General features: G+C 60.6%; 18 protein-coding genes. 4 read left to right on the top strand and 14 right to left on the bottom strand.

Annotation, left to right across the window (positions count from 1 at the left end):
- Positions 1-21: 21 nt before the first annotated feature.
- Entirely contained in the window at positions 22-318 is a 297-nt protein-coding gene (locus ACRWA7_RS14985) for an ArsR/SmtB family transcription factor (protein ID WP_438391663.1), read from the bottom strand.
- A 106-nt stretch (positions 319-424) separates the two neighbouring features.
- Positions 425-1,108 carry a RibD family protein gene (locus ACRWA7_RS14980; RefSeq protein WP_438391662.1) on the bottom strand — a complete coding sequence of 228 codons (684 nt, stop codon included), beginning with the start codon at positions 1,106-1,108 and terminating at the stop codon, positions 425-427.
- Between the two features lie 138 nt (positions 1,109-1,246).
- Here ACRWA7_RS14980 and ACRWA7_RS14975 point away from each other — a divergent pair, with 138 nt between their 5' ends.
- Positions 1,247-2,149, top strand: coding sequence for a LysR family transcriptional regulator (locus tag ACRWA7_RS14975; protein ID WP_438391661.1), 903 nt, complete (start codon positions 1,247-1,249; stop codon positions 2,147-2,149).
- Positions 2,150-2,153: 4 nt separating this feature from the next.
- On the opposite strand, the gene ACRWA7_RS14970 is transcribed toward ACRWA7_RS14975, so the two are convergent.
- The 9 genes from ACRWA7_RS14970 to ACRWA7_RS14930 all read right to left on the bottom strand — a co-directional run bounded on the left by ACRWA7_RS14970 (position 2,154) and on the right by ACRWA7_RS14930 (position 14,243).
- The gene (locus tag ACRWA7_RS14970) at positions 2,154-3,527 is read right to left on the bottom strand and encodes an MFS transporter (RefSeq protein WP_438391660.1); all 1,374 of its coding nucleotides are present in this window, start codon (positions 3,525-3,527) and stop codon (positions 2,154-2,156) included.
- Between the two features lie 85 nt (positions 3,528-3,612).
- Positions 3,613-5,349 (bottom strand): GMC family oxidoreductase, encoded by a 1,737-nt coding sequence (locus ACRWA7_RS14965; RefSeq protein ID WP_438391659.1) that lies wholly within the window; start codon positions 5,347-5,349, stop codon positions 3,613-3,615.
- 29 nt (positions 5,350-5,378) lie between these two features.
- Entirely contained in the window at positions 5,379-6,185 is an 807-nt protein-coding gene (locus tag ACRWA7_RS14960; protein WP_438391658.1) for an enoyl-CoA hydratase/isomerase family protein, read from the bottom strand.
- A gap of 3 nt (positions 6,186-6,188) precedes the next feature.
- Positions 6,189-7,739 carry an AMP-binding protein gene (locus ACRWA7_RS14955; protein ID WP_438391657.1) on the bottom strand — a complete coding sequence of 517 codons (1,551 nt, stop codon included), beginning with the start codon at positions 7,737-7,739 and terminating at the stop codon, positions 6,189-6,191.
- A complete protein-coding gene (locus ACRWA7_RS14950; RefSeq protein ID WP_438391656.1) occupies positions 7,732-8,268 on the bottom strand; it encodes a (2Fe-2S)-binding protein in 537 nt (178 codons plus the stop codon). Before ACRWA7_RS14950 ends, ACRWA7_RS14955 begins: the two co-directional genes overlap by 8 nt.
- Positions 8,265-9,080 (bottom strand): FAD binding domain-containing protein, encoded by an 816-nt coding sequence (locus ACRWA7_RS14945; protein ID WP_438391655.1) that lies wholly within the window; start codon positions 9,078-9,080, stop codon positions 8,265-8,267. Before ACRWA7_RS14945 ends, ACRWA7_RS14950 begins: the two co-directional genes overlap by 4 nt.
- Positions 9,077-12,124 carry a xanthine dehydrogenase family protein molybdopterin-binding subunit gene (locus tag ACRWA7_RS14940; RefSeq protein ID WP_438391654.1) on the bottom strand — a complete coding sequence of 1,016 codons (3,048 nt, stop codon included), beginning with the start codon at positions 12,122-12,124 and terminating at the stop codon, positions 9,077-9,079. The genes ACRWA7_RS14945 and ACRWA7_RS14940 overlap by 4 nt, the downstream gene beginning before the upstream one ends.
- Positions 12,121-12,753, bottom strand: a complete 633-nt coding sequence (locus ACRWA7_RS14935; protein WP_438391653.1) for a UbiX family flavin prenyltransferase — start codon at positions 12,751-12,753, stop codon at positions 12,121-12,123. Before ACRWA7_RS14935 ends, ACRWA7_RS14940 begins: the two co-directional genes overlap by 4 nt.
- A 5-nt stretch (positions 12,754-12,758) precedes the next feature.
- A complete protein-coding gene (locus ACRWA7_RS14930) occupies positions 12,759-14,243 on the bottom strand; it encodes a UbiD family decarboxylase (RefSeq protein ID WP_438391651.1) in 1,485 nt (494 codons plus the stop codon).
- Positions 14,244-14,493: 250 nt separating this feature from the next.
- Here ACRWA7_RS14930 and ACRWA7_RS14925 point away from each other — a divergent pair, with 250 nt between their 5' ends.
- The gene (locus ACRWA7_RS14925) at positions 14,494-15,408 is read left to right on the top strand and encodes a LysR family transcriptional regulator (protein WP_060818209.1); all 915 of its coding nucleotides are present in this window, start codon (positions 14,494-14,496) and stop codon (positions 15,406-15,408) included.
- Between the two features lie 16 nt (positions 15,409-15,424).
- On the opposite strand, the gene ACRWA7_RS14920 is transcribed toward ACRWA7_RS14925, so the two are convergent.
- Complete coding sequence (locus ACRWA7_RS14920) at positions 15,425-15,820, bottom strand: VOC family protein (protein WP_438391650.1); 396 nt, start codon at positions 15,818-15,820, stop codon at positions 15,425-15,427.
- Positions 15,821-15,975: 155 nt separating this feature from the next.
- Between ACRWA7_RS14920 and ACRWA7_RS14915 the strand changes: the two genes are divergently transcribed.
- Positions 15,976-16,386: a DUF6232 family protein gene (locus tag ACRWA7_RS14915; protein ID WP_438391649.1), complete on the top strand. Its 411-nt coding sequence runs from the start codon at positions 15,976-15,978 to the stop codon at positions 16,384-16,386.
- Positions 16,387-16,511: 125 nt separating this feature from the next.
- Positions 16,512-16,856 carry a hypothetical protein gene (locus tag ACRWA7_RS14910; RefSeq protein WP_438391648.1) on the top strand — a complete coding sequence of 115 codons (345 nt, stop codon included), beginning with the start codon at positions 16,512-16,514 and terminating at the stop codon, positions 16,854-16,856.
- A 3-nt stretch (positions 16,857-16,859) separates the two neighbouring features.
- Here ACRWA7_RS14910 and ACRWA7_RS14905 read toward each other — a convergent pair whose 3' ends face one another.
- Both ACRWA7_RS14905 and ACRWA7_RS14900 read right to left on the bottom strand, forming a co-directional pair.
- Complete coding sequence (locus ACRWA7_RS14905) at positions 16,860-19,316, bottom strand: glycogen/starch/alpha-glucan phosphorylase (RefSeq protein ID WP_438391647.1); 2,457 nt, start codon at positions 19,314-19,316, stop codon at positions 16,860-16,862.
- Between the two features lie 283 nt (positions 19,317-19,599).
- Positions 19,600-20,163 (bottom strand): phosphonate degradation HD-domain oxygenase, encoded by a 564-nt coding sequence (locus tag ACRWA7_RS14900; protein ID WP_438391646.1) that lies wholly within the window; start codon positions 20,161-20,163, stop codon positions 19,600-19,602.

Below are 20,163 nucleotides of genomic sequence, written 5' to 3'. Positions count from 1 at the left end.
CAGCCAATGCACAGGGCGCGATTAAAGCGTCCGGTGCAGCTGTTCGAGAAAAGCGTTGATCAACGCGTCGTTACGCTTGAAAAATACCCACTGGCCGATGCGTTTCGAACTCACCAGCCCTGCTTTGTGAAGCGTGGCAAGGTGAGCCGAGACCGTGGATTGCGACATATCGCAGCGCGCGTAGATTTGCCCTGCGCAAACCCCGTTCTCCAGCGGCAGTTCCTGTTCGCCAAAAAATGCCCTGGGTTCGTTGAGCCACGCGAGTATCCCGCGGCGCACCGGATTGGCCAGGGCCTTGTGAATGGCGTCGATATCCATTGGAACAGCGGCAAGTGCGGGATCGAGTAGGTTCGCCATGGATCGAAGTATATTTCGTAAAAACCCGAAATACAACAAAGCCACTTACGTCGTTAGGGGTAATCCCTTACCGGATTTTCCGTGCGTAGCGAAGCCAGATACCATCGTTGGCGACTTGTTCGACAGATGTCAGGGTCAGATAAGCGGGCTGTTGCCATGCGGACATCGCGACTTCGAACGACGATGGATGTTCACTGCGGCCATCGACCAGCGGCAGGATCAGTACGCTCACTTCATCCACGAGGCCGGCGTTCACGAAGGCGCCGCTCACATGGGAACCGCCTTCGACGATCAGCTTCTTGACGCCGAGTTCCTGCGCGAGCGTATGCACGACATGATCCAGGTCGATGTCTGTCTTGCCGCCAAAAACGTACGACACGCCAATGGACTGAAGATACGCCAGATAGTCGTCGGCAACCTGCTCCGTCACGACTTCAATGACATGCGACTTGAGCGCCGTATCCGATTTCCACTCGACCAGTCCTTTCGGATCGATAGAGATCGCGTACTGGTCGGCGTCACGTCTCGCGAAATGATTCGTGCGCGGCACGGGTTCCTCGGCGAGACCTTTTGGGTAGCCGTCGCCGTGTGCGATTTCCTGCATCGTGACGCGTCCGCAGATCCAGCCATCGGCCTGGAACGTGGCGGCGGTGTTTTCGTAGAGGTCGGAAGCAAAGTCGAGATGCCAGCCATCGGTAAGGCTGCGGCCGTCGACGGACGACATCATGTGGCAAACAATATAGGGCTTCATGTGGAGGTCTTTGAGTTGGGAGAGAACAACTGCATTGCAGCAAATAGCATTCCGCGATATCCGGAACTCTAGAGTCTGCTGGCATCGCGCAGCCGGTTATGGTTTCATTCGTGCTTCGATTCATCTCGCCGCCCGCTCATGGACCTGAAACAGATTCAATATTTCATCGCGCTGTTTGAAGACGGATCGGTCACGCGCGCGGCGAAGCGGCTCAATATCGTGCAGCCCGCGCTCAGCATGCAGATTTCGAAGCTCGAGGCAGAGTTGAACCAGCCGCTTTTCGAGCGCGGACCGCACGGCATGACGCCGACAGAAGCTGCACGCTTGATGTACAGGCTATATGTACCGATCATTCGGGATATCGAGCATGCACGCGAGCAGCTCGGCAGCACCGATGTGATCGTCACCGGACGCGTGTCGCTGGGCATGGTGGCATCGGAAGCTGAAAGCGTATTGCCCGAGTCGCTCGCAACCTTCAATGCCCTGTTTCCGCAAGTGGAGGTGTCGGTGGCCGACGGCTTCAGCGCACAACTGATCGATGCTGTGGAAGCAGGACGGCTCGACGCCGCTGTCATCAACAAGCCGCGCGGGCGCCTCGCGCTCGACACACGCGCGTTACTCGACGAGGAAATGGTGCTGGTCGTGAGCGCGGCTCACGGACGGGTCTTGCCCGACGCGATCGACCTGTCGGCAATGGACGATCTTGAACTCGTGCTACCCACGCGACGCAACGGCCTGCGCGGTGCGCTGGATGCCGCGCTTCTGAATGCGGATATTGTGATCAAGCCGAAGTTCGAAATCGATCTGCTGACCACGATCGTGCAGTTCGTTGAACAGAGCGCCGTGGCGACCATCATGCCGCGCGTGGTCGTGCAGCGCAAAGTGGACGAAGGCGTGCTGCGGATTCACCGCATTGCGAACCCTGTCATCGTTCGGCAGATCGTATGCGTCAGTCATCCTAAACGACCGTTGAGTGCAGCGGCGAACGCCCTCATAGATATCATCACCGAGGACATCCGCCGCGTGACCACCTTGCCCTGAACGCTCAGCGCGCGACCTGCGCGTTGGTCTCCAGCCTGCCGCGCGTCTCAGGAACAATGAAAGCGCCAACCAGAAAGATCACGCTGATCACGCCCACGAAGATGGCCAGCGTCAACGGCAACTCGCTGGCGTCTTTCGCGACCAGCGACACAGCTGTGGGCATCATGCCTCCAATTGCGAAACCTATATTCCACGACAGGCCCGTACCCGTCGCCCGGATAGCGGTGGGAAAGCGCTCGTTCAAAAAAATCAGGATGGGTGCATAGCCGGCACTGCCGAGCGCACTGAGTATCACGGCATACAGGCCGATCATCGTGATGCTTTGCGCGGTCGGCAGCAACAGGAACAACGCAGGCAGGGCGACCAGCCGCACCAGTCCGATCCAGATGAACGCGCTCTTGCGTCCAATGAACGTGCTGAGGTGCCCGGCCGCAACCGATGCCACCAGCACGCCCACGCTTGCGATCATCAGGATGGCAGCAGCCGCGCCGTTGGGCGCGTGGCTGACCACCTTGAGGAACGTCGGGAGATAGCCCGAGGTCAGGTAGTAGCCGCTGCCGCCGCCAATAGTAAGAAGCAGATTGACGAAAAGTATGCCGCGATATTCGCGCGAAAACAGCGTCTTGATCGGCGAACGGATCACTTCAACCGGAACCGACGGATCGCGAACCAACGCCTTGGCAGCCTTCTCGGCCGCGAGTTTCTTCCACAGCGGCGACTCCTCCAGCGTGTTGAATACGAACAGGCCAAGGACCGAGCTGATGATTCCGGTGAAGAACATGCAGCGCCATCCCCATACATCGAAGAGATCGCCCGGGAAGATCGCCGACATGGTCAGGAATACGACCGATGCCAGCAACGCACCCAGCCCCGCCCCGCCGCCGCCGATCAGCCCCGACACCGCGCCTCGATACCTGGGCGCAACCGATTCCGTGCCGATGGTATGCGTCGAGGCCACCACGCCGCCCACGAAAACGCCCTGCACGAGCCGCAGCAGCAGAAAGAGGATCGGTGCAATGAGACCGGCCTGCGCGACGGTCGGCAGCACGCCGAAGAGCGCAGTCGATATGCCTACGCCAACAACCGCGAGAATCATCGCGCCCTTGCGTCCGTGGCGATCCGCGTAAGAGCCGAACCACGCGGAGCCCAGTGGTCGCATCAGCAACGTCACGGCAAAGGATGCATACACCGCCGCCAATGAAAGCATCGCGTGTTCGGACGGAAAGAACAGCCGGCCGACCACCGGCGCCACATACAAGAGCACGAACAGGTCGAACAGATCGAGCGCCCAACCCAGGCATGAGGCGACCACCGCACCCATGACCTGCCGCGTGTTGACTTCGGGCACCGCGGTGCTTTCCTGAGCTGCAACGGACATTGTTATCTCCTTGAAGGTCGCGGCGCTTCCTTGTGGAAGCGCTGTGTTTTGCGGCACGTGTCTTGGTTCGTGCTCTTGTTGGCGTTTAAGAAATCGTTGTATGCAAATAGACCGCATCGGGACTCGCAGCGCCGCGTGGCTGCTCGCGCAGCATCGTGTCCGCGATCTTTTCGGCGATCATGATGGTCGGGATATTCGTATTCGCCGAAGGCAGCCGCGGCATCAGCGACGCGTCGACTACCCGCAAGCCGTGGGCGCCGCGCACGCGGCCCTGGGTATCGACGACCGCATGACGATCGCTTGAAAGACCCATCCGGCATGTTCCGCTTGCGTGCCACACGCCGAACACGTTCTCCCGGATAAACGCGTGCAGCGCGTCGTCGCTGGCGAGCAAGGACGCCATGTTCTGGCCGCGCGTGAAAAATCGCCCGATCAGGAATCGGCGCACGGGCGGGGGTGTATCGAGCAACGCGCCAAGCACGGACGTCACGATCGCATTGCCGCGGCTCACGCGGCTCAACGCCTTCACGCGTGGCGAAAATGCTGCTGGAAAAAAATCTCGCCGATCTTCGCCGAGCCCCGATGCATCGATCACTTTCGCAAGCATGCGAATGCCGGCCGCGAGCCGCGCGGTATCACGTTCATCGTCGAGAAGATTCAGGTCCACGCGCGGGGCAACGCCGGCATCGGGAGAAACGAGCTGCACCCGGCCACGGGAATACGGCCGGTTGCACCATAGGAAAAACAAGCCAAGGCGGTTTCCCAGCGCATGCCACGCCGCACGCGTGGCACTCGATAAATAGAGATCCGAACTATCGCACCCTTGCACGCCCGACGTGAATCGCGCAGCAGTCATGCTCGCGCGCCGACGCGTGAGCGGCATGCGGAACCGCGGCTCGAGGAAGTGGCAGAACGTGAGCGATGGATGGTCCTGCAGATTTCGTCCCACGCCAGGTGAATCGATCAAGCAGCGAAGGCCAAGCGTTTTAAGATCCCTGGAATCGCCAATACCCGCGCGCAACAACATGGCGGGCGATTGCAACGCGCCCGCCGCCAGAACGACTTCGCGTGCATCGAACCTGACCTGCTCGCCATTCTGCGCAACCGCGACCACGCCCTTCGCGGTAACGCCATTCATCACGATGCGCTCCACGCGCAGGTTCGCGAAGATCGACAAGTTGGGACGTCTGCGCGTGGCGGTGTCGAGATAAGCCGTTGCCGTCGTCACGCGGCGGTCATTGAGATTCGAAAACGCAGCGGGAAAAAAACCATCGCCGAATTCCGCATTCTGGTCTTGCAGCATGGCAAGGCCGTTGCTTCTCAAACCCTTTGCAAACGCGTGACAAAACGGTGGCCACTCCTCCGGCACGATGCGACGGATCGCAATGGGACCATGCTTGCCGTGCAGCGGGTTATCGGCAAAATTGACGTCGTGTTCGAGCTTGCGGAAATAGGGCAACACGTCGTCCCACGCCCAGCCATACGCTCCGCTCACGGCCCATTCGTCGTAGTCGCGCGGCAAGCCGCGATTCGCCGATTGAACGTTGATGCTCGAACCGCCGCCCATCACGCGGCCCTGCTCGTACACGCGCTCGGCAGCGTGCTTTGTTGCGCGTGCTTTCAGACCGGGCCATATATAGGTATTGCCGCAGAACACGGGCATGGGATAGCTGTCGAGGATCGCTTCAGGCACCTTGCCCGGTGGCGTATCCGCGCCCGCTTCGATCAACGCGACACGCAACGACGGCACGGCCGACAGCCGATGCGCCAGCACGCATCCCGCCGATCCGCCGCCCACGATCACGTAGTCGAACGCTTCCATGCCCCTCTCCTGTTTATGTTCGTCCGCGCTCAACTGCCGCGAAACACGGGCTTGCGTTTGCCATGGAACGCCTCGACGCCCTCACGGAAATCATCCGATGTGCGCAGCCGGCTATAACAATGCCCTTCGAGCTCGATGGCGATCGAAAGCGGCGCATCCTCAGTGTCGTTGAGCAATTTCTTGGCGGTGCGCTGCGCCAGGGGCGAAAACGCGCGCAGTTCATCGACCAACGCATCGGTCGTGGCTTCGAGCTGAGCGTCGGGCACGCACTCCACCGCAATGCCCCACTCGTATGCCTGTTTGCCCGGAATGCGGCGCGAGCGCATCACGATATCCTTGGTCCTGCCAACGCCTACCATCTGCTGCAAGCGTGCCGACCCACCCGAACCCGGGATCTGCCCGAGCTTCTGTTCGGGCAGCGCGTAGAAAGTGGTATCGGTTGCAATGCGAAAGTCGCAGGCGAGCGACAACTCGAAACCCACGCCGAAGCAAAAACCGCGATTCGCCGCAATCACCGGCTTTGAGCAGCGCGCGGGCGCGGCAATGTTCCATGCAAGTTTTGACACGTGTTCTGGCGATGCTTCAAGAAAGCCCTTGATGTCGCCACCGCTCGAAAAATGCTCGCCATTCGCACGCACGACGATCACGCGAACACGATCGTCTTCGTCGAGTGCCTCGAAGGCCGCGCGCAACTGGTCGCGGGCATGCATGGAGATGACATTCAACGGCGGCCGATGCAGGATGATGTCGGCGCGCTCGCGTTGTTCGTCGACTTCAATCGAGAAGCCATCCAGATGCTGCAACAGCGTCTGGCCGCGATGGGTCAGTTCGGTCATCGGTTACTCCTTCGTTGTTTCTGTAGGGTTAATCGTGGTATCCACTTCGTAGTCGCCGGCCGAGAGCTTGCGGCGCAGGATCTTTCCGACAGGAGATTTTGGAATGTCATCGACAAAAACATAGTCGCGCGGACGCTTGAAATTCACGAGGTCCGACTCGCGGCACCACGTGTCGAGCATTGCCGCGTCCACATAGTCACGGCGCTTGATGAAGGCCACCACACGCTGGCCCCAGCGTTCGTCCTTGACGCCCGCGACCGCCACTTCATCCACGGCGGGATGCAGCGACAATACCGATTCAATGTCTACCGGCGAGATGTTTTCGCCACCGCTGATGATCATGTCGTCAACCCGGCCGCTTACGAAAAGGTCGCCGTCTTTGTCGAAGAAACCGGTATCGCCGGTGAAGTACCAGCCATCGCGCAATGACTTCGCGTTCGCATCGGGACGATTCCAGTAGCCTTCGAACGCTTCGTCGCCAAGCAGGTCCGCAATGATCTGGCCTTCCTCGTTCACCGCCGCACAGTCCGCGGGCGAAGAGGCGTCGAGCCTGACTACGCGCAGCCGCGTGTTGATACCCGCGCGCCCCGCGCTGCCGGGTTTGCGCATGGCGTCCTGGTCGATGCTGAACGTGTACACCTCGGAAGAACCGTAGTGATTCACGAAGAGTTCCGGCTTGAACGCCGTCGAAAGACGCTTCAGCAAGCCGTCGCTCATGGGCGCGCCTGCAAAGCCCAGCTTCGTGACGGAGCCTTTTTGTGCCTCGGCAAAACCGGGCGCTGCGAGCAGATCGTGATAGAGCGTCGGCACGAGATACAGGCACGTGAGTTCGAATGCGCTGATCGATGCAAGCGCCTGAGCCGCGTTCCAGCGGCGCACGCAGACAAACAAGCCGTCGACCAGCGCCATGGCGAGCAGCGAACGCACGCCCATGGTGTGATAAAGCGGCATGACGCCGAGCGTGCGCTCGTTGTATCGATACAGGTTTTGAGCGACATGCGCGAGCGCCGCCGCCCGTTCATGACGATGCCGCCGTGGCACGCCTTTCGCTCGGCCGGTGGTGCCGGAGGTATAAAGGATCAGCGAGACATCGTCGGCGGTGACTTCACCAGGGATGATTGCCGCGTTCGCATTCAGAAGCGCATTGAAGGAAACGGTGCCTCGTGCATCATCCAGTGCAATGCGCGAGACCTTCTGCGCGGCCGCGCTTGCATGCACGGCGTCGGCGGAAACCGGTTCGAACACGATCGCTTTCGCGCCAGAGTCGGTCACGCAATAGTCCAGTTCTTCGGGCTTCGCGCGCCAGTTCAAGGGCGTCATGACAATGCCCGCGAACTGGCATGCCCAATGCAGCGTCGCCATTTCCCAGCGGTTTTGCAGGACGACAAGAAGACGCTCGCCACGCTTGATGCCGAGCTCACGCAAGCCGCCCGCCACGCGAAGAATGATCTCGTGCCACTGCGCGTAGGTCAGGCGTACGTCGCCATCAACAAGCGCGAGCGTGTTCGGGCTGCGCTCCACGCTCTGCAAGAAGGTTCGGCCGAGATCAAGCATGTTCCGGCTCCTTCGTGCTCTTGTTTGCATTGCGCTGCGCGGCCACGTCGAGCACGGCTGCGACTATTGGCGTATAGCCGGTGCATCGGCACAGATGGCCGGACAGCATCTCACGCACTTCGGTTTCGCTCGGGTCCGGTACACGCTTGAGATAATCCGCGCATGACATCAGGATGCCCGCCGTGCAAAAGCCGCACTGCAATGCATGGTGACGTTGAAATGCCTGCTGCAGATCTCCAAGCGTCTGGTCCGGCGCAAGACCTTCCACGGTATCAACGCGCCGTCCTTCCACTTGCACGGCCAGCATCAGGCATGAACGCGCCGCGACGCTGTCCACATGTACCGTGCACGCGCCGCATACGCCATGCTCACACCCTACATGTGTCCCCGTGGCGCCGAGTTCGTGGCGCACAAAATCGGACAACAAGTCGCGCGACTCGCAATATGCGGTGCGCTCGCGGCCGTTGAGCGTCAACGTGATCCGTCTGCGCTCCCCGCGATCCAGCGTGATTGATGATGTGTTGCTCACTTCGCCTCCTCGATTACTTGCCATCCGAGTTGCCGCACCAGATGCCGTCTGTATGGAGCGCTGACATGCGCGTCATCCTGCGCGTTCAGCTTCCAGCTCAGATCATTCAAGGCACCGCGCAGGTCGTCGCCTTGCAGGCGCGGCCATCGTTCGACCACAGGCCTGTCCGATACGCCGCCGATAGCAATGCGGATGGATGTATCGGTGACAATCGCAGCGCATCCGACCATGGCAAAGTCGCCGTGCCGTGCGGAGAATTCGGTAAAGGCGTATCGTTCGCCCGGTTTTTTCAGCGGGAAGCGCACCGCTTCGACAAGTTCATCCGGCTCGCGCGCCGTCATCAACATGCCCTGGAAAAAGTCTTGTGCCTTGAGCGCGCGCTTGCGTTTCTTCGATCGCAGCATCACGTCGCCGCCAAGCACGGAGAGCACGAGCGGCAGTTCCGCGCTCGGATCAGCGTGGGCGATCGAGCCGCAAACCGTGCCGCGATTGCGGATCTGGAAGTGCGAGATATGCGGAAAAGCGAGCGCGAGCAGCGGCACTTCATCGCGCAACGACGCACGCCATTCCACGCTGCCTTGCGTTGCTGCCGCGCCAACGACCAGATAATCCTTTTCGATACGCACCGCTTCCAGATCCGCCGTGCGCGAGATGTCGATCAGCACACGCGGTTGCGCAAGGCGCATGTTGAGCACGGCCATCAGCGACTGGCCGCCGGCCAGGATGCGCGCGTCTTCTCCGGACTGCGCGAGCGCATCGAGTGCATCATGCGTGGTGGCTGCACGCAGATAATCGAACGGCGCAGGTTTCATGAGCGCCTCCTGAAACGGCCCAATAACCGGCCAAGCCACGATCCGCCGCTGGTTTTCACAGGTTTGCCAGCGGCCTGCCGTCCCAGCGATTCGAACAGTTGCCGCAACACGACCTTCGCCGCCCCTTCGAGCATCCGGCCGCCGACTGCGGCGACCTTGCCCGAGACTTGCGCCTCGTAGTCATAGGTCAACCGCGTGCCATTGTCCGTTGGCGCAAGCTCCACGAGGCCGTTTCCGCGCGCGCTGCCAAGCGACGACATGCCCGCGCCCGCAAGCCGCAACCGATGCGGCGGGTCGAGATCGGACAGGCCAATCTCCGCTTCGAAGCGCGCCTTGATCATGCCCACGCCAACGGTCACATCCGCGCGATACGTATTCTCGCCCTTCGCTTCGAGCGCGTGGCAACCCGGAATGACCTTGGCGAGCGCGTCGGGATTCATCAGTACAGCGAATATCGCTTCCGGGGACGCAGGCAGGTCCACGCTGCCTTGCGCGGTCAGCGCCTTAGCGCCCGGCAACGCGGGTTTCTTCTGTTGCATTTCGCGATACTCGGGCCGCGATGGCTCCGGATCGTCGATACCGATCAAGCCCAGCACCTTCGACGGCGTCAGCGGCAAACGAATGTCGTCTACGCCAAGTGCATCGGCAACCGCGTTCGCCACGCACGGCGGCGTGCTCATGTTGTTGCCTTCGCCCAAACCTTTCGCACCCAGCGGCGTGAATGGCGACGGCGTTTCCAGATGCACGATCACCGGATCAGGCACTTCGCATGTGGTCGGCATCAGGTAATCGGCGAGCGTTCCCGACTGAAAGCTGCCGTCCGAGCCATAACGAAACTCTTCCATCAACGCCGCGCCCAGACCCTGCGCGAAGGCGCCGCGAATCTGGCCATCGGCGAGTGCGGGGTTGAGCAACGTGCCGGCATCGTGCGTGGTTACATAACGGTCGATGCGAATCCTGCCCGTTGCACGATCTATCTCCACGCCGCACATGTCGAATGCAAAGCCATAGGCCGCCGAAGTGTTGATGCGGTCCTGTTCATCCGGCGCATCCATATTCGGCGGCGTCCAGAATACGGTCTCGCGCAAGCCCGGTTCTTCTCCTTCGGGCAGCAGCGCAGGCGCCCAATGCGGCGCATTGCTCGCGACGCGGCCAAAGGGCAGCGCCTCGCCTTCGCGGCCTTCCCTGTAGATACGCCCGCCTTCGAAGCGGATCTCTCCTGGCTTGCATTCCAACTGCGCCGAAACAATGCGCGAGAGCTTGTCCCGCACACGCATGGCCGCAAGATGAACTGTGCCCGCCACTGCGCCGGCGAAGCGGCTCGAATAATTTCCGGCTGCGACCGACCACGCGTCCTTGTGGGTATCGAACTCCACGTTCACCACGATCTCATGCGGCGAAAGACCGAGTGCGTCGGCCACGACCTGCGCGCACACGGTCATATGTCCCTGCCCCGCCGGCGTGGAAGCAATTGTCACCACAACGCCGCCCAGCAAATCGACGGCAACCGTTGCGCTCGCAATCGCGCCGCTCTTGGGGCCAGCCTTCTTGCGCGCCTCGACGGGCATCACCGTCGTGATGTAACCCATGTTCGACACCGACGGTTCCACGATCGCCGCGAAGCCAATGCCATACAGGCGACCCTCCCGGCGAGCGGTATCGCGGCGCGCCGTCAGCTCGTGGTAACCGCCTTCGTCAATCGAGCGCTTCAACGCCTCCTGATAGTTGCCTGAATCGAGCAGGGCGCCGGCCGCCGCACGATACGGAAATGCATCGGCGCGAACAAAATTGCGGCGATACACATCGAGAATATCCAGCTTCAACTCGACAGCAATGCGCTGCATCAGCCGTTCAAGTGCGAAGTAAACCTGCGGTCCGCCAAATCCGCGTACAAGACCCGTAGGCGTCTTGTTGGTCAGCACCACCCGGTTGCGAACCAGCAGGTTTGGAATGTCATAGGCGCCCGTCAAACACCCGTGCATGCGATAAAACGTGGCAGGTTCCGGCGCGCGCAAATAACCGCCGCAGTCCTCGACCTGATCGTAGTCAAGCGCGGTGATCCGGCCATCGTTTTCGACAGCCGCTTCGAGTGTCGTGAAGCGTGCCGTGGCGGACGTCGCTGCGCTCAGGTGTTCGAGCCGGTCCTCGACGTATTTCACCGGCGCGTTGGCCTTGCGCGAAGCGAGGCACATCAGCACCACATACGGAAACACGGCCTGCTTCACGCCAAAGCTGCCGCCGGAGTCACGCGGCGCTTTATGGCGCAGGCGGTTTGCCGGCACATTAAGCGCAAGCGCCATGACCGCGTGCAGCGAAAACGGGCCCATGAAATTCGACGTGACGTCGTAGCCCTCGCCGCCTGAAAGATACTCTGCAATGACCACGCCGCATTCGATCGGCGCGCACGTATTGCGGGGATAATGCGCCTCAATTTTCACGCGATGCGGCGCGTTTCCGAACGCGGCCTCTGGCTCGCCATAACGGAAGCTGCGGTCGCTGATCACATTGGTCTGCACGTTCGGATGCAGCACGCATGCATCATCCTTCAACGCACCTTCAATCGATGTCACCGGATCAAGCGTGCGATATTCCACCTTGATCAGATCGAGCGCATCTTCGGCCAGCGCCCGCGATTCGGCAATCACCACCGCCACCGGCTCGCCCACGTAACGCACGCGGTCGGTAGCGAGCGACCATTGCTCCATCTTCGACTTCACACCGACCACGAACGGACGTGACCATGCAGGAAGGTCGTCGCGAGTCAGCACCGCGCGCACGCCCGCCGCATTCACGGCATTGCTCGCATCCAGCGAAACCAGTTCGGCATGCGCATGCGGCGAGCGAAGAATAGCCGCGTGCAAGGTGCCCGGCTTGATGCCGATGTCATCGCCATAACGGCCCCGGCCCGTAAGAATCGCGGGATCTTCCAGACGTTCGAGTGACTGGCCGACGTGACGCTTCGGCAGCGGGTCGTGCGCCGCCTCCACGACTTGCGCCGCGCGCGCGTTGATGGCGGCAAAGCCCGCCTGTTCGCGCTGGTTCATTCGTTGGCTCCGCCGTTTCCACGGGCGCTGAATTCATCGGCGAGACCGCTCCAGCGCTTCTCAATCTCACGATGCTCGATACCGAATAAATCCAGGATGCGTCCAACGGTATGGGCCACGACGTCTTCGATAGTCTTCGGATGCGCGTAGAACGCCGGCACTGGCGGCATCACAATCGCGCCCATTTCAGTGGCGTGCGTCATGTTGCGAAGATGCGCGAGGTTCAATGGCGTTTCGCGTGCGACAAGCACAAGCCGGCGGCGCTCCTTGAGAATCACGTCCGCGGCGCGCGCGAGCAGGTTGTCGGAGAGACCGTTTGCCACTGCGGCAAGCGTTTTCATCGAGCAGGGCGCGATCACCATGCCGCTTGTGACGAACGAGCCGCTCGCAATCGATGCACCCACGTCGCGAACGTTATGCACGACATCGGCGAGACCGTCGAGATCGTTGCGGCCAATGCCAAGCTCCTGCGCAGCCGTCACGGCGCCCGATGCCGAGACGACCAGATGCGTTTCGTGGGTACCGATACGGCGCAGCGCCTCCAGCAGCCACACGCCGATCATCGCGCCGCTCGCTCCGGAAATGCCGACGACAATGCGCCGTGGCGCTTGCGCGTTCATTGGGCTCATCGCGTTCATCCCGCGTGGCCGAGGTAGGTATCGAAGGCGGCATTGTCGGTGGCGACGAGCCCTTGCAGATCGACCGCGTCGTAACCCGGGATACGCACGCGGGTAAACACGTGGCCTGGATACGCAACGGGACGGGTCGCATCGAGTCCCATTTTCGTGCTGATGCCTTGAAGGTGCGACGGCGCGTCGTCGGGTTGACCCACAGTTGTCGACGGATCGAGCGGCGAACCCTGTGCGCCTGAAATCAGCACGAGATCGCGGTCGGCCTGGAAGCGCGTGGCAATAGCCCATTCGATTTCCGAAGGATCGTGAATATCGACATCCGTATCCACGACCACCACTTGCTTGATGTCGTAGTGCGCGCCGAACGCGCACAGGATCACGTTCTTCGCCTCGCCTTCGCGCTTCTTCGCAAACTTCACCCAAAGGTGATAACGGCACACGCCGCCCACGGAAAGATGAACGTCGGTTACGCCCGGATGACTGCGCTGAAGATGCGACAACAGTGTGGCCTCACGCGGGATGGCGCCGAGCAGCAAGTGCTCCATCTCGGCCGGAATGATCGTGTGATAGATCGGGTTTTTCCGATGCGTCACCGCCGTCACTTCAATTACTTCGCGTGCTTCCTGAGCGCTGTAGTACTTGGGAAATTCGCCGAAGGGACCTTCGGCTTCGCGCACGTTCGGCAAGATACGCCCCTCGATCACAATCTCCGAATACGCCGGCACGCGTACGTCGTGAGTGACGCATTTCGCGACCGGCAACGGCACGCCATGCAATGCGCCGGCTATTTCGAGTTCATCGGAGTCGATGGCGGAGATCGCCTGCGACGCGAGCATCGTGAGCGGATCGACACCGATTGCAACAGCGACGTCCAGCGCATCGCCCGCAGCTTCCGCTTCTTTCTGGAACGCATGCAGGTGCCGCGGCAATAGCAGGATCGCCATGCGGTCGCGCGCGTGAACCTGGATGCGATTGATCGACACGTTCTGCACGCCCGTGCGTGGATTGCGCGCGATCACGAGACCCGCGGTAATGTAGGGACCGTTGTCGTGTTCGCTATGCGTGGGAATGGGCAGCAATGCATGGAGGTCGATATCCCGGGTATGCCGCACCTGCTGGCAAGCAGCCTCGCCCGTAGCGACTTCCCGCCATGGCAGCGGGTTATCGGCGGCGTCGCGAAAACGCTTCAGCAGATCGTTCTCGGCCACGCCCATTGCTTCCGCTATCCACGAGCGCTTCGACATGAAACCGCTGACCACCGGTATTTCATGACCGCCGGGCGAGAGGAACACTGCGGCCTGCGTGCCGTCGAGCCGCTTTGCGATAGCCGCGAGTTCATGTTTCAGCGATACCGGTTTGTCGATGGTCGCAACACGGCCCGTCGCCGAAAGATGCGCGAGCCAGCCGCGCAATGACAATACGTCGAAGGCCCGCTTCGTGACCGGGCTTGTTGCGGTGCCGTGCGTTGCGGCTTCACGTTGGTTCATCTCGTGTCTCCTCATTACTGAAATGAAGCGTAGCGAGATCGCGATATAACTTCTAATATTGTTTTTTGATGTGATCGATCATTGCACGTGATATCCGTGTTTGCCCCAATGTAAGCGCTTCGTTAGTGGGATATCACTGGGGTAAGCCTTTAAAGGAATGATCACATCTAATGTGTCTGATAAAAACGTGCTGCATCATTAGACTTATTGATGACCCAACATCCGGGACCGATGCCTGTGAGCCGCCGACATGGACCTGAAGCAGATCCAGTATTTCATCGCACTGTTTGAGGACGGCTCCGTCACGCGCGCCGCAAAGCGGCTGAATATTGTGCAGCCGGCGCTCAGCATGCAGATAGCCAAGCTCGAAGACGAATTGCATCAGCAGCTTTTCGAGCGCGGTGCGCACGGCATGGCGCCGACCGCCGCGGGACGCCTCATGTATCGCCTGTTCCTGCCGATCATGCGCGACCTCGCCCACGCGCGCCAGCAACTCGTGCAGCGCGACGAAGTAGTCACAGGGCATGTGTCGATCGGCCTGATTGCGTCAGTGACCGAGAGCGTGCTCGCCGATTCGCTCTCGCGTTTTCACGCGCGTTATCCGCATGTGGAAGTGACCGTAGCCGACGGCTACAGCGCGACGTTCATCGACTGGGTGTCGGGCGGTCAACTCGACGCCGCGCTCATCAACAAGCCGCGTGCGCGACTCTCGCTCGATTCGCAACCGCTGCTTGACGAAGAGATGGTGCTGGTGACGAGCGCCGTGCACGGTCCTGACTTGCCGCACGCAATCGAGCTTGCGCAATTGCCCGATCTAGAACTGGTGCTGCCCACCAAGCGGCACGGCCTGCGAGGCGTACTCGATACCGCCGCCCAGCACGAGGACGTATTGCTCGCGCCGCGCTTCGAGATCGACGTGCTGAGCACGATCGTCAAACTGGTGGTGAGCACCCGCTTTGCAACCATCCTGCCGCGTATCGTGGTGGAGCGCGCGGTCCGGCAGGGCACGCTGCGCGCTTATCCCATTCTTGCGCCGCGAATCGTGCGTCACATCGTGCGCATCAGTCATCCGCGACGGCCGTTGAGCGCGGCGGCCGAAGCGCTGATCGCGACCATCGCGGATGAATTGCGGCTAGTGTCCAGCGAATCGGCAATACACGCTTGAGGCTCTGCTTGAAGCACTATTCGCCCGACTCCAGCACCGAAAGAATATTGCCCGCGGGGTCCTTGAACCATGCGATCACGGGACCACCAGAATCACGGCAAATGCCTTTGGCATCGGTCTTCAGACGAGGCATGTCGTAGTGCTCGAAACGCACGCCGCGCGCGGTCAATTCGTCGACTGTCCGCTCCACCCTCGCGACAGGGAAATTGAGCACGGTGTAGGTCGCGGGTACGTGATCGGGCTTCGGGTATATCAATACACGGTTGCCGCCCGCCAGATGCAACTCGAGCACGTTCATGGAACCGGTGGTGACATCGAGTCCGAGCGTCTCGCTGTAAAACGCTTTGGCGGCAGCCAGGTCCGGCACGGCAAAGCCGCTGAACGCGCGGCTTTCTTTCAATGATGTTTGCATTCGTTGTCTCCAGTAGCGGGTTCGCTGACACGACGAACGAGAACCGGGGAATTCGACAGCGAACGCAACATAAACCCCGGTGCGACAACGGGTGAAAGGGTCAAAACGTCCGCGTCTGGTAATCTGCGCCTTTATTCTGCTGAAGACTCCGCCACATGCAACACGATCTGCCATTCAATGAACGAGGCATTACATTCGCCCGCGCGGGACTGAGCGCCGCGGGCCAGCTTTATCCGCTGCGCGATCTGCGTGGCGCGACCGTCAAAATGATTCCGCGACAAAAGCCGCTGCCCATCACCGTGAGCGTGATCGGCTTGATCGCTGCAATAACCGGAGGGATTCTCGGATCGGGTCCCGCGCTGCTGCTTGGCGTCATGATCGTAGTGGTCGGGTATCTGTCTTGGATCACGCAGGACGTGATCTATCGTATGTACGTAATAGTGCCGGACGGCGAGCGTGAAGTGTTCACCACCAAGGACGAGGAGTTTGCGCAGCGCGTCGCGGCGCTCGTGCATGAAGCGGTTGCAGCGCAGGCAGCGGCGAAGGCTTCGACCGGGCCTATCTAAGCAACGAAGCGGCTCTTGATACTTTCTTTACGTGCGCGCGTCCGATCAATGCCCCGCGTTGATGCGCCGCTCGCTAAAGTGGTGACGTTTCCACTACCGCCCGTCGCTAGACGGTGCAATATCCGATGCTTCAGGCAAGCGTTGTTCAGGCAAGCGTTGCTTCCCCGGTCCGCTCATCTTCGCAGTCGGTGGCTCAGTCCATTGCACGAGCCACGCGTAAGTTCCATACAGTAGTCGCCTTCGACGTCACCGTTCCCGGCCTCGATTCCAGCGGACCACGCCGCATATTACAAAAGGCGCTTGGCGGCGAAGCACGCATGCAGGTCATGGCGACGGATCGCCGCCATGACTGCGTCACGCTTCATGTGGAAGCGCCGTCACGTTCGCTCGCGGACGTGATCGGCATTGTGACTTCGCGCTTCGAATCGGCGACGCTCGGCCGCGCAACGACCTATAGCCTGCGACGCTGATTGCTACGACGACACCACGAGCGGCTCCACGTGCCAGATATGCTTGGCATATTCGGCAATCGTGCGGTCCGACGAGAAAATGCCCATACCGGCCACGTTCTCGATTGCGCTGCGGGTCCACGCATCTTTATCGAGGAACTTGGCGTCGACCTCCGCTTGCGCGCGATCGAAGCTGTCGAAATCGGCGAGCACCATGTAATGATCGCCCCAGTCAACGAGCGTATGGAAGATGTCGTAGAACCGGTGCGGCTGGTCCGGCGAAAAATGCCCAAGCCGGATCTGGTCGAGCGCCAGCTTCAGTTCGGGATTCTGTTCATAGATCTGACGAGGACGATAACCCGTCGCGCGCAACGCATCGATCTCCTCGGTCGAGTGGCCGAAGATGAACATGTTCTCGCGGCCAACGGCGTCGCATATCTCGATGTTCGCGCCATCCAGCGTGCCAATGGTCAGCGCCCCGTTCAACGCAAGCTTCATGTTCCCGGTGCCTGACGCTTCCGTGCCCGCCATGGAAATCTGCTGCGATAAATCCGCGGCCGGGATGATCAGTTCGGCCACGCTCACGCCATAGTTCGGAATGAACCCGACCTTCAGTCGATCGCCCACGAGCGGATCGTTGTTGACCATCTCGGCCACGTCGTTGATCAGCTTGATGATCGTCTTCGCCATCTTGTACGCGGACGCCGCCTTGCCCGCGAACATCACCACGCGCGGCGTCCATGCTTTCTCGGGCGCCTCGCGAATCCGGTTGTAGCGCACGATTACATGCAGGATGTTGAGCAATTGCCGCTTGTATTCGTGAATGCGCTTGACCTGCAGATCGAAAAGCGCGTTCGGGTCGATGATCGCTCCCGTTTCCAGCTTCGCGCGTGCGGCCAGCCGCACCTTGTTGGCCAGCTTGGCTTCGTGAAAAGCGTTCCTGAACTCGGGATCGTCGCGCCATTCGCGCAAGCGCGCGAGCTCGAACAAGTCGGTGCGCCAGCGCGTTCCAAGCCGTTCGTCGATAAGAGACGAAAGCTTCGGACTCGCTTGCGACAACCACCGGCGCGGCGTGATGCCGTTCGTCACGTTCGTGAAGCGATCCGGATACATGCGCGCGAAGTCCGCGAAAATATTCTGCGTCATCAACTGCGAATGCAGCTTGGACACGCCGTTCACCGTATGACTTGCGACAATCGCCAGATGCGCCATGCGCACGCGGCGCTGGCCGTATTCATCTACAAGTGAAATGCGCCGGATCAGTTCCACGTCGCGGCCGAACTTCTCCCCGACCTGCTTGAGGAAATCCGCGTTGATATCGAAGATGATCTCGAGGTGGCGCGGCAACAGGCGCGACAACATCTCCACGTCCCACGTCTCCAGCGCTTCGGGCATCAGCGTGTGGTTCGTGTACGAGAACATCTGCTGCACGAGTTTCCACGCCTTGTCCCAGGGCAGATGATGCGTATCCACGAGCAGGCGCATCAGTTCGGGAATGGCGAGCACCGGATGGGTGTCGTTCAGATGCACCGCGACTTTCTCGGCGAGCCGCCCGAAATGCGTGTGCGTGCGCTGGTATCGGCGAATCAGGTCCTGCATGGTCGCCGATACGAAAAAATATTCCTGGCGCAAGCGCAGTTCGCGTCCGGCTTGCGTGGAGTCGTCCGGATAAAGCAGGCGCGACACGTGCTCCGAGGTATTTTTTGCTTCAACCGAACGGCGGTAATCGCCTTGATTGAACGCGGAAAGATCGAATTCGTCCGTGGCGCGCGCGGACCAGAGGCGCAGCGTGTTGGTCGCGGTCGTGGCAAAGCCCGGAATCACGGTGTCGTACGCCATTGCGTTCACGTGTTCCGTGTCGATCCATTCGGTGCGATCATCGTGACGAACGGTGCGGCCGCCGAAATGAATCACGTAGTTCACTTCCGGACGTGGAAACTCCCACGGGTTGCCCGCACGCAGCCAGTAATCGGGCGTTTCGACCTGGTTGCCGTCCACGATGGTCTGCTTGAACATGCCGTATTCGTAGCGAATGCCATACCCGAAGCCGGGAATGCCGACGGTCGCCATGGAATCGAGAAAGCAGGCCGCGAGACGGCCGAGGCCGCCATTGCCGAGCGCGGCGTCGGGCTCGAGGTTTTCGAGGGTGTTGATGTCCACACCCAGGCCGTTGAGCGCCTCACGGACTTCCTCGTGAATGCCAAGCGCGAGCAATGCGTTGGTGAACGTCCGGCCGATCAGGAACTCCATCGAAAGATAATAAACGCGCTTTACGTCCTGCTCGTATTGCTGGCGCGTGGTCTTCATCCAGCGGGCGACCAGCCGGTCGCGGACTGCCAGTTCCACCGCATGCAGCCAGTCGCGCGGTTGCGCGGTGACGGCATCTTTACCGACACCGTACATGAGCCGGTTTGAAATGGAGCGCCGCAGCGCATCGACGGTGCTATTGAGCTGTTCGAACTCCAGGTCGACGGATGTCATCGAACTCTCCAGAAAGCATTAATGCACAAGCCTTGGGGCACACGGGCTGCGTCGGCCAGACCCAAGCGGGACGGCCGTGGGAACAGGCAGATTACGCTATTTTTATTTTTTTGGTAATGCCTGCGCGGGCCGCCCCGGCAGGCGTTGAATCTGCGCGACAACGCCGGGCTGTTCCATTTATTGTCGTATTTCCGTCATTCGCGATCGGATTTTTGCGGCACGCGCCGTGCCCTTATTTAATTCGGTTTCCTTAGTGACTTGTTTTTATCCTGGAGTGGAAATACTAATTCGTCGCGCAGTGCCGCGCGGATAATCTTTCAATTAACTGAATATAGCGGTCGAGCGCCGGGGTCTTGCAATCAGGCTGCTTTGCAAGATCGTCCCATAGGCGTAATGAAAGCGCGTCCTGAGCAAAGGGTTTTTTCAGGAACACTTCTGCTTCTTCCTCGCTGAAAATGCCGCCCTGCAGCTTGAGGCTGCGTACGGAATCCGTCGAGAGCATGGAGAAATATTCCGGGTCGATTGCACATAAACAGCGTTTTGCATCGACGTGAAGGCGGATCGGTTCGAGCACGGCGTCGCTAAAAAGCGGCCGCAAAAAAGGCAGCGCGAAATATTGATGCAGGTCGTCAATACCGCGCTGACTTGGCGTCTCGCCCTGCAGGTTCAGCAAATGGCCCAGATCGTGCAGGAAAGCGGCGGCGACAAGTGCTTCGCCGGCGCCGGACGCTTCTGCCAGCGTCGCGGTCTGCAATGCATGCTGCAATTGCGTCACCGGTTCGCCGCTGTAGGCCATTGCGCCGTATGTGTTGAAAAGATGACGAATCTCAGGGACAGTCAAAGCCAT

It is taken from the genome of Caballeronia sp. DA-9 (genome assembly GCF_051615025.1).
GTDB classification, from domain to species: domain Bacteria; phylum Pseudomonadota; class Gammaproteobacteria; order Burkholderiales; family Burkholderiaceae; genus Caballeronia; species Caballeronia sordidicola.
This window is presented reverse-complemented; position numbering and strand designations above follow the sequence as displayed.